This window comes from Pseudomonas sp. lyk4-R2A-8 (assembly GCF_030209095.1).
Lineage (GTDB): Bacteria > Pseudomonadota > Gammaproteobacteria > Pseudomonadales > Pseudomonadaceae > Aquipseudomonas > Aquipseudomonas quebecensis.
Map to the genome: position 1 here is coordinate 255,992 of NZ_JARVSS010000001.1, position 11,836 is coordinate 267,827.

General features: G+C 61.2%; 13 protein-coding genes. 9 read left to right on the forward strand and 4 right to left on the reverse strand.

The window, feature by feature from the left end:
• The first annotated feature begins 44 nt into the window (after positions 1-44).
• The 4 genes from QRN10_RS01035 to ntrC all read left to right on the forward strand — a co-directional run bounded on the left by QRN10_RS01035 (position 45) and on the right by ntrC (position 3,919).
• Entirely contained in the window at positions 45-590 is a 546-nt protein-coding gene (locus tag QRN10_RS01035; protein WP_285427710.1) for a chorismate mutase, read from the forward strand.
• Positions 591-684: 94 nt separating this feature from the next.
• On the forward strand, positions 685-1,110 hold the full coding sequence (locus tag QRN10_RS01040) for a cupin domain-containing protein (protein WP_285427711.1): 426 nt from the start codon (positions 685-687) through the stop codon (positions 1,108-1,110).
• Between the two features lie 290 nt (positions 1,111-1,400).
• Entirely contained in the window at positions 1,401-2,486 is a 1,086-nt protein-coding gene (glnL, locus tag QRN10_RS01045; RefSeq protein ID WP_181080290.1) for a nitrogen regulation protein NR(II), read from the forward strand.
• Complete coding sequence (ntrC, locus tag QRN10_RS01050; RefSeq protein ID WP_181080289.1) at positions 2,483-3,919, forward strand: nitrogen regulation protein NR(I); 1,437 nt, start codon at positions 2,483-2,485, stop codon at positions 3,917-3,919. Before glnL ends, ntrC begins: the two co-directional genes overlap by 4 nt.
• A 375-nt stretch (positions 3,920-4,294) precedes the next feature.
• Here ntrC and QRN10_RS01055 read toward each other — a convergent pair whose 3' ends face one another.
• Positions 4,295-4,735: a hypothetical protein gene (locus QRN10_RS01055; RefSeq protein ID WP_285427712.1), complete on the reverse strand. Its 441-nt coding sequence runs from the start codon at positions 4,733-4,735 to the stop codon at positions 4,295-4,297.
• Between QRN10_RS01055 and QRN10_RS01060 the strand changes: the two genes are divergently transcribed.
• Positions 4,734-5,189, forward strand: coding sequence for a tRNA (cytidine(34)-2'-O)-methyltransferase (locus QRN10_RS01060; protein WP_181080287.1), 456 nt, complete (start codon positions 4,734-4,736; stop codon positions 5,187-5,189). The two genes, QRN10_RS01055 and QRN10_RS01060, sit on opposite strands and share 2 nt — an antisense overlap.
• Before the next feature lie 114 nt (positions 5,190-5,303).
• On the opposite strand, the gene secB is transcribed toward QRN10_RS01060, so the two are convergent.
• From secB to QRN10_RS01075, 3 genes are read right to left on the reverse strand one after another with little or no spacing between them, the layout of a single operon-like run.
• On the reverse strand, positions 5,304-5,783 hold the full coding sequence (gene secB, locus QRN10_RS01065) for a protein-export chaperone SecB (RefSeq protein ID WP_181080286.1): 480 nt from the start codon (positions 5,781-5,783) through the stop codon (positions 5,304-5,306).
• A gap of 41 nt (positions 5,784-5,824) precedes the next feature.
• The gene (grxC, locus tag QRN10_RS01070) at positions 5,825-6,079 is read right to left on the reverse strand and encodes a glutaredoxin 3 (RefSeq protein ID WP_181080285.1); all 255 of its coding nucleotides are present in this window, start codon (positions 6,077-6,079) and stop codon (positions 5,825-5,827) included.
• A 1-nt stretch (position 6,080) separates the two neighbouring features.
• On the reverse strand, positions 6,081-6,494 hold the full coding sequence (locus tag QRN10_RS01075) for a rhodanese-like domain-containing protein (protein ID WP_078731164.1): 414 nt from the start codon (positions 6,492-6,494) through the stop codon (positions 6,081-6,083).
• 150 nt (positions 6,495-6,644) lie between these two features.
• Between QRN10_RS01075 and gpmI the strand changes: the two genes are divergently transcribed.
• The 4 genes from gpmI to QRN10_RS01095 all read left to right on the forward strand — a co-directional run bounded on the left by gpmI (position 6,645) and on the right by QRN10_RS01095 (position 11,789).
• Entirely contained in the window at positions 6,645-8,171 is a 1,527-nt protein-coding gene (gene gpmI / locus QRN10_RS01080) for a 2,3-bisphosphoglycerate-independent phosphoglycerate mutase (protein ID WP_253510009.1), read from the forward strand.
• A gap of 187 nt (positions 8,172-8,358) precedes the next feature.
• Positions 8,359-9,654 (forward strand): murein hydrolase activator EnvC family protein, encoded by a 1,296-nt coding sequence (locus tag QRN10_RS01085; protein WP_181080283.1) that lies wholly within the window; start codon positions 8,359-8,361, stop codon positions 9,652-9,654.
• Between the two features lie 31 nt (positions 9,655-9,685).
• Positions 9,686-11,002 carry a S41 family peptidase gene (locus tag QRN10_RS01090; protein ID WP_181080282.1) on the forward strand — a complete coding sequence of 439 codons (1,317 nt, stop codon included), beginning with the start codon at positions 9,686-9,688 and terminating at the stop codon, positions 11,000-11,002.
• Position 11,003: 1 nt separating this feature from the next.
• On the forward strand, positions 11,004-11,789 hold the full coding sequence (locus tag QRN10_RS01095) for a divergent polysaccharide deacetylase family protein (protein ID WP_181080281.1): 786 nt from the start codon (positions 11,004-11,006) through the stop codon (positions 11,787-11,789).
• Positions 11,790-11,836 lie beyond the last annotated feature (47 nt).

Consider the following 11,836-nt stretch of genomic DNA (forward strand, 5'->3'; position numbering starts at 1 on the left):
ACGCTGCTATCGGGGTTTAGCCCCCTGCCACAAGGAGAACAGCCTTGAAACGTCGACTTGTGTTCGCTTTGTTATTTGTCAGCGCCAGTGCATTCGCTGCACCGCCCAGCCTGGAACCTTTACTCAACAGCATCACCGAACGCCTGACCATCGCCGACCAGGTCGCCCTGAGCAAATGGGACAGCAAAAAGCCGGTTGAGGATAAACAGCGTGAACAGGACGTGCTCGCCAGCGTCGCAGCCCAGGCACCCAGCTACAAACTCGACCCCGCCGTTGCCGAGCAGTTTTTCGCCGCGCAGATCGAGGCCAACAAACTCGTGCAATACACGCGCCTGTCCGACTGGCAGTTCATGGGCAAGGCCCCGGACCTGCCACGCCCGGACTTGGTGGGTAAAATCCGCCCGCAGTTGGATCAGCTGCAAAAACGCCTCTTGCAGCAATTAGCCGACTTCGCCCCAGAGCGCCACAACCCGCAATGCCCTCAATGGGTGGCCATGGCAATTCACGAGCCGCTGCACGAGCCCTTGATGCAGATAGCGGGAGCCCGCGCCACTGGCGAGCTTTGCCTCCAGGCACCCGTCAGCAAATAAATACGTGGACTACCTCATCCTAGGCAGTTTCCGGCATCTTCCGACTGGAGGCTCACCCTAGCCTGACGGGTCATTCACCACACAGGATGGCCCCATGAAATCCCTCCACGGCTTGATCGCTGCAGCCGCGTGCCTGTCCGCGCTCGGCTGCACCACTTCACAACCGAATACGACCCCCATCAAAACCGAGTTACTGCTGCAAAGCAGCGAGTCATGGGATGGCACGCCTTACACGGCTTACCCTTCGGGCGTCCCACAGCTGACCCTGATACGCCTCAAAATCCCGGCCAATACCCAATTGCCGTGGCACACCCATCCCATTCCCAACGCGGCGTATATCCTCTCCGGCGAATTGCTGGTCGAAGCCCGTAAGAGCGGTGCCACCCGCACATTGCGCCAAGGCGATACGCTGGCCGAAATGGTGGGCATCGAGCATCGCGGCAATACCGGCGACACGCCGGTCGAACTGCTGGTGTTCTATGCCGGCAGCCCCGGTATACCGCTTTCTCGAACCCACTGACCGTTGTACGCAGCGCAGGATCGTTTGCCCTAAACGACCCTGCCCTCACGCTTGCTGAACAAACGTCATCAATTCGCACTATATTGGTGCAACAAGCTGCACCCTACTCAACCCATCAGCCCAATTTGGTTCGAAACTTCACGGCAAAGCTGGCAGAACGCCATAGTTGCGCGCTAAAAACCCCTATTTCAGGGCCTGCGCGCTTCTTTTCGGAGCCTTGGTTTGGTTTTTGCATTTTCTTGGTATCAGCGTGTGCCTCAAGCCCGCGCCTTGCTCCAAAAGAGGTCCTGATGACCATCAGCGATGCACTGCACCGTTTGCTACTCGACAACCTGACCACCGCGACCATCCTGCTCAACGACGATCTGCGTCTTGAGTACATGAACCCGGCGGCGGAGATGCTCCTGGCCATCAGCGGCCAGCGCAGCCATGGCCAGTTCATCAGCGAGTTGTTCACCGAGTCGGCCGAGGCCTTGAGTTCGTTGCGCCAGGCGGTTGAACAGGCGCATCCCTTCACCAAGCGCGAAGCGATGCTCACCGCCCTTACCGGCCAGACCCTCACCGTCGACTACGCCGTAACCCCGATCCTGAGCAACGGCGCCACCCTGCTGCTGCTTGAAGTACACCCCCGCGATCGCCTGCTGCGCATTACCAAAGAGGAAGCTCAGCTGTCCAAGCAGGAAACCAGCAAGATGCTGGTGCGCGGCCTGGCCCACGAGATCAAGAACCCCCTCGGCGGTATCCGTGGCGCGGCACAGCTGCTGGCCCGCGAGTTGCCGGACGAGAACCTCAAGGACTACACCAACGTCATCATCGAAGAAGCCGACCGCCTGCGTAACCTGGTGGATCGCATGCTCGGCTCCAACAAGTTGCCGTCGCTGGCGCTGACCAACGTGCACGAGGTGCTCGAACGCGTCTGCCAACTCGTGGAGGCCGAAAGCCAAGGCTGCATTACCTTGGTGCGCGACTACGACCCCAGCATCCCCGACGTGTTGATCGACCGCGAGCAGATGATCCAGGCGGTGCTCAATATCGTGCGCAACGCCATGCAGGCCATCAGCAGCCAGAACGAGCTGCGCCTGGGTCGCATCAGCCTGCGCACCCGCGCCCTGCGCCAGTTCACCATCGGCCATGTGCGCCACCGCCTGGTGACCAAGGTCGAGATCATCGACAACGGCCCGGGCATTCCTGCGGAACTGCAGGAAACAATCTTCTTTCCCATGGTCAGCGGCCGCCCGGACGGTACCGGGCTGGGCCTGGCCATTACCCAGAACATCATCAGCCAGCATCAGGGCTTGATCGAATGTGAGAGCCATCCCGGCCACACCACGTTCTCGATCTTTCTGCCACTGGAACAAGGAGCCCCATCGACATGAGCCGTAGTGAAACTGTGTGGATCGTCGATGACGACCGTTCTATCCGCTGGGTCCTGGAGAAAGCCTTGCAACAGGAAGGCATGACCACCCAGAGTTTCGACAGCGCCGACGGCGTGATGAGCCGCCTGGCACGCCAGCAGCCGGACGTGATCATCTCCGACATCCGCATGCCCGGCGCCAGTGGCCTGGACCTGCTGGCGCGGATTCGCGAGCAGCATCCGCGCCTGCCGGTGATCATCATGACCGCGCACTCGGACCTGGACAGCGCTGTCGCCTCCTATCAGGGCGGCGCCTTTGAGTACCTGCCCAAGCCTTTCGATGTGGACGAGGCCGTGGCGCTGGTCAAGCGCGCCAACCAGCACGCCCAGGAGCAGCAGAATCAGGAAGCGCCACCGACTCTGACCCGCACCCCGGAAATCATCGGCGAAGCGCCGGCGATGCAGGAAGTGTTTCGCGCTATCGGGCGTCTGAGCCATTCCAACATCACCGTGTTGATCAACGGCGAGTCGGGTACCGGTAAAGAGTTGGTGGCCCACGCCCTGCACCGCCACAGCCCGCGGGCGGCATCGCCGTTTATCGCGCTGAACATGGCGGCGATCCCCAAGGATCTGATGGAGTCCGAGCTGTTCGGCCATGAGAAAGGCGCCTTCACCGGCGCGGCCAACCTGCGTCGCGGGCGCTTTGAACAGGCCGACGGCGGCACGCTGTTCCTCGACGAAATCGGCGACATGCCGGCCGACACTCAGACCCGCTTGCTGCGCGTACTGGCCGATGGCGAGTTTTACCGCGTCGGCGGGCACACCCCAGTCAAGGTCGATGTGCGCATCATCGCCGCCACCCACCAGAACCTGGAAACCCTGGTGCACGCGGGCAAATTCCGTGAAGACTTGTTCCACCGTCTCAACGTGATCCGCATCCATATCCCACGCATGTCGGACCGCCGCGAAGATATCCCGACCCTCGCCCGCCACTTCCTCAGCCGCGCCGCCCTGGAACTGGCCGTCGAGCCGAAGGTGCTCAAAAGCGAAACCGAGGAATACCTGAAGAACCTGCCATGGCCGGGTAACGTACGCCAGCTGGAGAACACCTGCCGCTGGATCACGGTGATGGCGTCCGGGCGCGAAGTGCACATCAGCGACTTGCCGCCGGAGCTGCTGAGCCTGCCGCAGGATTCGGCACCAGTGACCAACTGGGAACAGGCCTTGCGCCAATGGGCCGACCAGGCCCTGGCACGCGGTCAGTCGAACCTGCTGGACAGCGCTGTACCGGCATTCGAGCGGATCATGATCGAGACCGCACTGAAGCACACCGCCGGCCGCCGTCGCGATGCCGCTGTGTTGCTGGGTTGGGGTCGTAATACCCTGACGCGCAAGATCAAGGAACTGGGCATGAAGGTGGATGGTGGGGATGACGATGAGGGCGACGACGCCTGATCTCCAATCTACCTAGGTTTAATGTGGGAAGGGCTCCCACATTTGGACCTTCATAAAGCTTCAAGAGCATGCACCGCTTCAATGCACCATGAACCGGCATCGAGCATGGATCCAAGGCCTGAAACCTCAGAGCCGCGGAGTAAAAATTGAACACCGAAAACATCAAGGCCCCGTATCCCGGGGCCTTGCGCGTTCTGAAGAAGTTTTTTGGCACAACTTAGCCACTCTGGCACGCGCCCTGCAATAACTCTTGTATTACCCAGTTTCGGGGACCTTGGTACAGGCAGGCCGAGAATCCCCTCTTTAATATCGAAGCCTTCGCGGCTTCACCCCGTTTTGGGAGCCCTGGTACAGGCAGGCCGGGAACTCCCTCTTTTATTGCCCTTGGAGATGGACCTCCAGCCGCCAGCGGTCATCGACCTCCTCGCCTTTCCACTCCCCACGCAACGGCCGCGCCGCGACCAGGTTCAGCAGCAAGCCGCCGTCGGTCTTGCGGATGCGCCAATTCACATCCCTGTCGTTGACCTTGACTTGCCCACTGGCAGACTTTCCCTGGGCGTCAAACAACAACGCCAGCGTACCGTCGATGTGTTCGCCATGCAGTTTGGGTTCACTGTTGAACCACAGTACAACGCCGTCCGCCGCCGTCTCTACCTGCTGCAATTCAACCGGGCCGGGAATGGTCAAGCGGCCGATCATCAGGCCCACCATCAGGCCGACAATCGCCAGCGAGCCCATGACCTTCGGCAATAGCTTCGGTCTTGGGTCCTCTTCGAGGGTAGAATGCAGCCCATCTTTGCCTTCGGAGCCGTGCATGTTTCACGTCATCCTTTTTCAACCAGAAATTCCGCCGAACACCGGCAACGTTATCAGGCTGTGCGCCAACAGTGGCTGCCACCTGCACCTGATCGAGCCGCTGGGCTTCGACATGGACGACAAACGCCTGCGCCGCGCCGGCCTCGATTATCACGAGTACGCAACCCTCAAGCGTCATGCCGACCTCGCCAGCTGCCTGGAGAGCCTAGGCCAGCCGCGCTTGTTCGCGTTCACCACCAAAGGCTCGCGGCCGTTCCACGATGCCAGCTTTGCCGAAGGCGATGCCTTCCTGTTCGGCCCTGAAAGCCGGGGACTGCCCGCCGACGTACTTGACGCACTGCCCGATGGCCATCGCCTGCGCCTGCCGATGCGCGAGGGTTGCCGCAGCCTGAACCTGTCGAACACCGTCGCCGTAGCCGTCTACGAGGGCTGGCGCCAGCTCGGTTTCAAGTAATACACAAACAAATATGGGAGGGGGCTTGCCCCCCGATAGCGGTAGGTCAGTCACCTGGATGACGACTGAAACTCCGCTATCGAGGGCAAGCCCCCTCCCACATTGGGTTCGCGCTTACTGAACCGTCGACGAACCTTCCTGTTGCATACGCTGCAGCTCTTGAGCGTACAGGGCATCGAAGTTCACCGGAGCCAGCATCAGCGCAGGGAACGAGCCACGGGTGACCAGGCTGTCCAGGGTCTCGCGGGCATACGGGAACAGGATGTTCGGGCAGAACGCGCCGAGGGTGTGGCTCATGGACGCTTCGTCCAGGCCCTGGATCAGGAAGATGCCGGCCTGTTGAACTTCAGCGATAAAGGCCACTTCTTCGCCGTTCTTGACGGTAACCGACAGGGTCAGCACCACTTCGTGGAAGTCGCCTTCCAGGGATTTCTGGCGGGTGTTGAGGTCCAGTGCAACGCTGGGGGACCATTCCTGGCGGAAGATTGCCGGGCTTTTCGGCGCTTCGAACGACAGGTCGCGCACATAGATGCGTTGCAGCGAGAATTGCGGGCCTTGGGCTTCTGCTGCTTCAGTGTTCTGTTGATCAGTCATCGCAGATCCTTCTTTATCTTGGGGTCTTTAAGGGTTGGGAGTCAGGCGTCCAGCAACGCATCGAGCTTACCGGCGCGCTCCAGGGCAAACAGATCATCGCAGCCACCAACATGCCGGCTACCGATCCAGATCTGCGGCACGGACGTACGCCCCGCTTTCTGGGCCATCTCGGCACGCACCTGGGGTTTGCCGTCGACCTTGATCTCTTCGAAAGCAACGCCCTTCTTCTCGAGCAAGGCCTTGGCCCGCATGCAGTAAGGGCACCAATCGCTGGAATACACGATGACCTGGCTCATATCACTTCACCAGCGGCAGATTATCGGCGCGCCAGCTGCTGATACCGCCCGACAGCTTGGCAGCGGTGAAACCAGTCTTGAGCATCTCGCGGGCGTGGGTGCCGGCGTGCTGGCCCTGGGCATCGACCAGAATGATGGTCTTGGCCTTGTGCTTTTCCAGCTCGGGCAGGCGTGCGATCAGCTTGTCCTGCGGAATGTTCAGGGCGCCGACGATATGGCCGGTGGCGAAATCCTTGGCGGGGCGGATATCCACCACGATGGCTTCATCCTTGTTGACCAGCGCGGTCAGTTCCGATGTGCTCAGGCTGCGGCCACCACGGCTCATTTCATGAGCGATCAGCAGCGCCAGCAGAATGACAAAGGCACCCACGAGCAGATAGTGGGCAGTGGCAAATGCAATCAGGTGATCAACCATCAAGGAGGTTCCAGGGCGTTAAAATGGCGGTAAGTATACACAGCCGCCAGGGGGGGCCAACCCCCGTAAAGCGGTGACGTGGTCTGAACTTCGCTTTAAACTGCCACTCCCTTTTCTATTGTCTTCCTTATTAACGCCGCGAGAGGATCTATGACTACTACGCCTAAACCTTTGGTCCTGATAATTCTCGATGGCTTCGGACACAGTGAAAGCCACCACGACAACGCCGTATACGCGGCCGACAAGCCCGTACTGGATCGCCTGAGCGCCACTGTGCCCAACGGCCTGATCTCCGGCTCGGGCATGGACGTGGGCCTGCCGGACGGCCAGATGGGCAACTCGGAAGTCGGCCATATGAATCTGGGCGCCGGACGAGTGGTCTATCAGGACTTTACCCGCGTGACCAAAGCGATCCGCGATGGCGAGTTCTTCGAAAACCCAACCATCTGCGCGGCGGTAGATAAAGCAGTCGCTGCGGGCAAGGCCGTGCACTTCATGGGCCTGCTGTCCGATGGCGGCGTGCACAGCCACCAGGACCATCTGGTCGCCATGGCAGAACTGGCGTTCAAGCGCGGCGCCGACAAGATTTACCTGCATGCCTTCCTTGATGGCCGCGACACGCCGCCCAAAAGCGCACAATCGTCTATCGAGCTGTTGGATGCCACCTTTGCCGCCTTGGGCAAGGGCCGCATCGCCAGCCTGGTGGGCCGCTACTTCGCCATGGACCGCGACAATCGCTGGGATCGCGTGTCCCAGGCCTACAACCTGATTGTCGACGGCCAGGCCGAATTCCACGCCGCCACCGCCCAGGAAGGCCTGGAAGCTGCCTATGCGCGGGGCGAGAGCGATGAGTTCGTCAAAGCCACCACCATCGGCGAGCCGGTGAAAGTCGAAGACGGCGACGCCGTGGTGTTCATGAACTTCCGCGCCGACCGCGCCCGCGAGCTGAGCCACGTATTCGTCGACGCCGGCTTCAAAGACTTCGAGCGCGCGCGCCAGCCGAAAGTCGAGTTCGTGATGCTCACCCAATACGCCGCGAACATCCCGGCGCCGTCGGCTTTCGCCCCCGGCAGCCTGGAAAACGTACTGGGTGATTACCTGGCGAAAAACGGCAAGACCCAGCTGCGTATCGCTGAAACCGAGAAATACGCCCACGTGACCTTCTTCTTCTCCGGCGGCCGCGAAGAGCCGTTTCCCGGCGAAGAACGTATCCTGATCCCATCGCCGAAAGTCGCCACCTACGACCTGCAGCCGGAAATGAGCGCGCCGGAAGTCACCGACAAAATCGTCGACGCCATCGAACACCAGCGCTACGACGTGATCGTGGTCAACTACGCCAACGGCGACATGGTCGGCCACAGCGGCAATCTCAAGGCCGCCACCCAGGCCGTCGAATGCCTGGACCGGTGCGTCGGCCGCATTGTCGACGCCCTGGAAAACGTCGGCGGCGAAGCGCTGATCACGGCCGACCACGGCAACTGCGAGCAGATGTCCGACGAATCCACCGGTCAGGCCCACACGGCCCACACCACCGAGCCGGTGCCGTTCATCTATGTGGGCAAGCGCGATTTCAAAGTGCGTGAGGGCGGCGTGCTGGCGGACGTGGCACCGACCATGTTGATGCTGATGGGGTTGGAGAAGCCCAAAGAGATGACTGGCACCTCAATCCTGGTTTGATCTAAACAACCGTGTGGGAGGGGCTTGCCCTCTCCCACATTGGATCTGCGGTGTTTGGTAGATATCTTTTTGCCATACCACCGCCACTCGGCGCCTAACTTGTCCGCGAGCCCGAATTGGGCGTTTTTTTTGCAGCGCTTGGCGGGCATACTAGGCCGTCCCTTTCCCCCTGGTGTCGCCCGCCTCTATGCTTCGCGCCTTGATTACCCTTGCTCTTGTCTGCCTGCTCCAACCGGCGTTTGCCGACGAGCGCGCACAAACCCAACAACAGTTGGACGCTACGCGTCAGGACATTGCCGAGTTGAAGAAACTGCTCGGCAAGCTCCAGGAAGAAAAATCCGGAGTGCAGAAAGACCTGCGCGGTACGGAAACCGAAATGGGCAAGCTGGAGAAGCAAGTCCAAGAGTTGCAAAAAGAACTAAAGAAGAGCGAGTCGGAACTGGAGCGACTCGACGCTGAGAAAAAAAAACTCCAGAGCGCACGCGTTGAACAGCAACGCCTGATCGCGATCCAGGCCCGCGCCGCCTACCAGAGCGGCCGCCAGGAATACTTAAAACTGCTGCTCAACCAGCAGAACCCGGAAAAATTCGCGCGCACCCTGACCTACTACGATTACCTGAGCAAGGCCCGCCTGGAGCAATTGAAAAGCTTCAACGAGACCCTGCGCCAGTTGGCCAATGTGGAACAGGAGATCACTAACCAGCAGTCGCAGCTGGAAGACCAGAAGAGCAGCCTGGACGCCCAGCGCAACGAACTGGACAAGGTTCGCAAGGAACGCCAGTTGGCCTTGGCCAAGCTCAATGACGATGTAAAGGCACGCGACGCCAAGCTGCAGGCCCGTGAACAGGACCAGGCCGACCTGGCGAAAGTACTCAAGACCATCGAAGAAACCCTGGCCCGCCAGGCGCGTGAGGCCGAAGAAGCACGGCAAAAAGCGCTGATCGCCCAGCAGGAAGCGGAAAAAAAGCGCCAGCGCGAGGCCGAGCTGGCCGCCACCTCGGATGCGCCGGCGCCGCGTAAACCGGCGCACGCGGCTCCCGGCCCGCTGGTTTCCAGCGCCGGGGAATCCTTCGGCGGGCCATTTGCTTCGGCACGCGGCAAACTTCCATGGCCGGTTGATGGTCGATTACTGGCACGCTTCGGAGAAACCCGCGGCGACGACACCCGCGCCAAGTGGGATGGTGTAATGATCAGCGCCGCTGCCGGCAGCCAGGTCCACGCCGTCCACGGTGGCCGCGTAGTGTTTGCCGATTGGCTGCGCGGGGCCGGTTTATTGGTGATTCTCGACCACGGGAATGGCTATTTGAGCCTTTACGGCCACAATCAGACATTACTCAAGTCGGCAGGTGATGTTGTAAAAGCCGGTGAATCCATCTCCACTGTCGGTAACAGTGGCGGCCAGGACACCCCGGCGTTGTACTTCGCTATTCGTCAGCAGGGTCGCCCAAGCGATCCCGCACAATGGTGCAGAACCCAAGGATAAGGGTCGCATCTACATTAGGAGTTCGTTCGACATGCTGCATTTGTCCCGCCTCACTTCGCTGGCCCTGACGATCGCCCTGGTGATCGGCGCGCCTCTGGCTTTTGCCGACCAGGCCGCTCCGGCTGCACCCGCCGCCACGGCCGCGACCACCAAGGCGCCGTTGCCGCTGGAAGAGCTGCGCACCTTTGCCGAGGTCATGGACCGCATCAAGGCAGCCTATGTCGAACCCGTAGACGACAAGACCCTGCTGGAAAATGCCATCAAGGGCATGCTCAGCAACCTCGACCCGCACTCCGCGTACCTCGGGCCGGAAGATTTCGCCGAGCTGCAGGAAAGCACCAGCGGTGAGTTCGGCGGCCTGGGCATTGAAGTCGGCGCCGAAGACGGCAACATCAAGGTCGTCTCGCCGATCGACGACACCCCGGCCTCCAAGGCCGGTATCCAGGCCGGCGACTTTATCGTCAAGATCAACGGCCAGCCGACCCGCGGCCAGACCATGACCGAAGCCGTCGACAAGATGCGCGGCAAGATCGGCCAGAAAATCACCCTGACCCTGGTGCGCGACGGCGGCAACCCGTTCGACGTGACGCTGACCCGCGCAACCATCACGGTCAAGAGCGTGAAGAGCCAGTTGCTGGAGTCGGGCTACGGCTATATCCGCATCACGCAGTTCCAGGTCAAGACCGGCGACGAAGTGGCCAAGGCCCTGGCCAAGCTGCGCAAGGACAACGGCAAGAAGCTCAGCGGTATTGTGCTCGACCTGCGCAACAACCCGGGCGGCGTGCTGCAGTCGGCGGTGGAAGTGGTCGACCATTTCATCACCAAGGGCCTGATCGTCTACACCAAGGGCCGCATCGCCAATTCCGAGCTGCGCTTCTCGGCCACCGGCAACGACCTCAGCGAGAACGTGCCGTTGGCCGTGCTGATCAACGGCGGCAGCGCCTCGGCCTCGGAAATCGTCGCCGGTGCCCTGCAGGACCAGAAGCGTGGCGTGCTGATGGGCACCACCAGTTTCGGCAAAGGTTCGGTACAGACCGTGTTGCCGCTGAACAACGAGCGCGCTCTGAAGATCACCACGGCGCTGTACTACACGCCGAACGGGCGTTCGATCCAGGCTCAGGGCATCGTGCCGGACATCGAAGTACGCAAGGCCAGGATCACCAACGAGATCGACAGCGAGTACTACAAAGAGGCCGACCTGCAAGGTCACCTGGGCAATGGCAACGGCGGCGCCGACCAGCCGACCGGCAGCGGCGCCAAAGCCAAGCCGATGCCGCAGGACGACGATTACCAACTGGCCCAGGCGTTGAGCCTGCTCAAGGGCTTGAGCATCACGCGCAGCCGTTGATATGCGTTTTGCCCTGATCATCGCTGTGCTGTGCAGCCTGGCAGGTGTCGCCCACGCGGCCCCTGCCGGCGAGCCCCGCAAAGCCTATCTCACCCTGATCATCGACGACCTTGGGCAAAACCTGCCCAGGGATCGTCGCGTGCTGGCCCTGCCGGGGCCGGTCACCACGGCGATCATGCCCGACACGCCCCATGCCGCCGAATTCGCCCGCGAGGCACACAAGGCCGGCAAGATCGTGATCCTGCACATGCCCATGGACCCAGCCACCGGCCCATTCGCCTGGCACCCCGAACTCCCCATCGAAGAACTCGGCAAACGCCTGGATGCGGCTTTCAATGCGGTGCCCTATACGGCCGGCATCAATAATCATATGGGCAGCCGCATGACCGCCCAGCCACAAGCCATGGCCTGGCTGATGGCAGAGCTGCAACGGCGCAACAAGTTTTTCGTCGACAGCCGCACCAGCGCACAGACCGTGGCCGCCGCCGAGGCGCAGAAAATTGGCCTGGCCCATGTTTCGCGGGATGTATTCCTGGACGACGAACGCACGGAAGCGGCGATTACCACGCAACTGCAAACCGCGATCAAGCTGGCGCACAAACAGGGCTCGGCAGTAATGATCGGGCATCCTTACCCGCAAACCCTCGCGGTGCTGGAGCGCGAGTTGCCCAAGCTCAAGGCCCAAGGCGTTGAGTGGATCGATATCAAATTGATGATCAGCGTGCGCAGCAACCTGGCCATGGCCGGGCATGGCAGGGACGGCACTTACCGCCCGGCCCCTAGATAACTACAGCGTTTCGCGCCCCTCAGTCCTGAATAGTGAGCCTTCGACTC

Excerpts from the sequence above, each read along its gene's own strand:
- QRN10_RS01090 (WP_181080282.1), top strand. The coding sequence starts at position 9,686 with ATGCTGCATTTGTCCCGCCTCACTTCGCTGGCCCTGACGATCGCCCTG.
- QRN10_RS01055 (WP_285427712.1), bottom strand. The coding sequence starts at position 4,735 with ATGCACGGCTCCGAAGGCAAAGATGGGCTGCATTCTACCCTCGAAGAG.
- gpmI (WP_253510009.1), top strand. The coding sequence starts at position 6,645 with ATGACTACTACGCCTAAACCTTTGGTCCTGATAATTCTCGATGGCTTC.
- QRN10_RS01085 (WP_181080283.1), top strand. The coding sequence starts at position 8,359 with ATGCTTCGCGCCTTGATTACCCTTGCTCTTGTCTGCCTGCTCCAACCG.
- QRN10_RS01040 (WP_285427711.1), top strand. The coding sequence starts at position 685 with ATGAAATCCCTCCACGGCTTGATCGCTGCAGCCGCGTGCCTGTCCGCG.
- grxC (WP_181080285.1), bottom strand. The coding sequence starts at position 6,079 with ATGAGCCAGGTCATCGTGTATTCCAGCGATTGGTGCCCTTACTGCATG.
- QRN10_RS01095 (WP_181080281.1), top strand. The coding sequence starts at position 11,004 with ATGCGTTTTGCCCTGATCATCGCTGTGCTGTGCAGCCTGGCAGGTGTC.
- QRN10_RS01075 (WP_078731164.1), bottom strand. The coding sequence starts at position 6,494 with ATGGTTGATCACCTGATTGCATTTGCCACTGCCCACTATCTGCTCGTG.
- secB (WP_181080286.1), bottom strand. The coding sequence starts at position 5,783 with ATGACTGATCAACAGAACACTGAAGCAGCAGAAGCCCAAGGCCCGCAA.
- glnL (WP_181080290.1), top strand. The coding sequence starts at position 1,401 with ATGACCATCAGCGATGCACTGCACCGTTTGCTACTCGACAACCTGACC.
- QRN10_RS01060 (WP_181080287.1), top strand. The coding sequence starts at position 4,734 with ATGTTTCACGTCATCCTTTTTCAACCAGAAATTCCGCCGAACACCGGC.
- ntrC (WP_181080289.1), top strand. The coding sequence starts at position 2,483 with ATGAGCCGTAGTGAAACTGTGTGGATCGTCGATGACGACCGTTCTATC.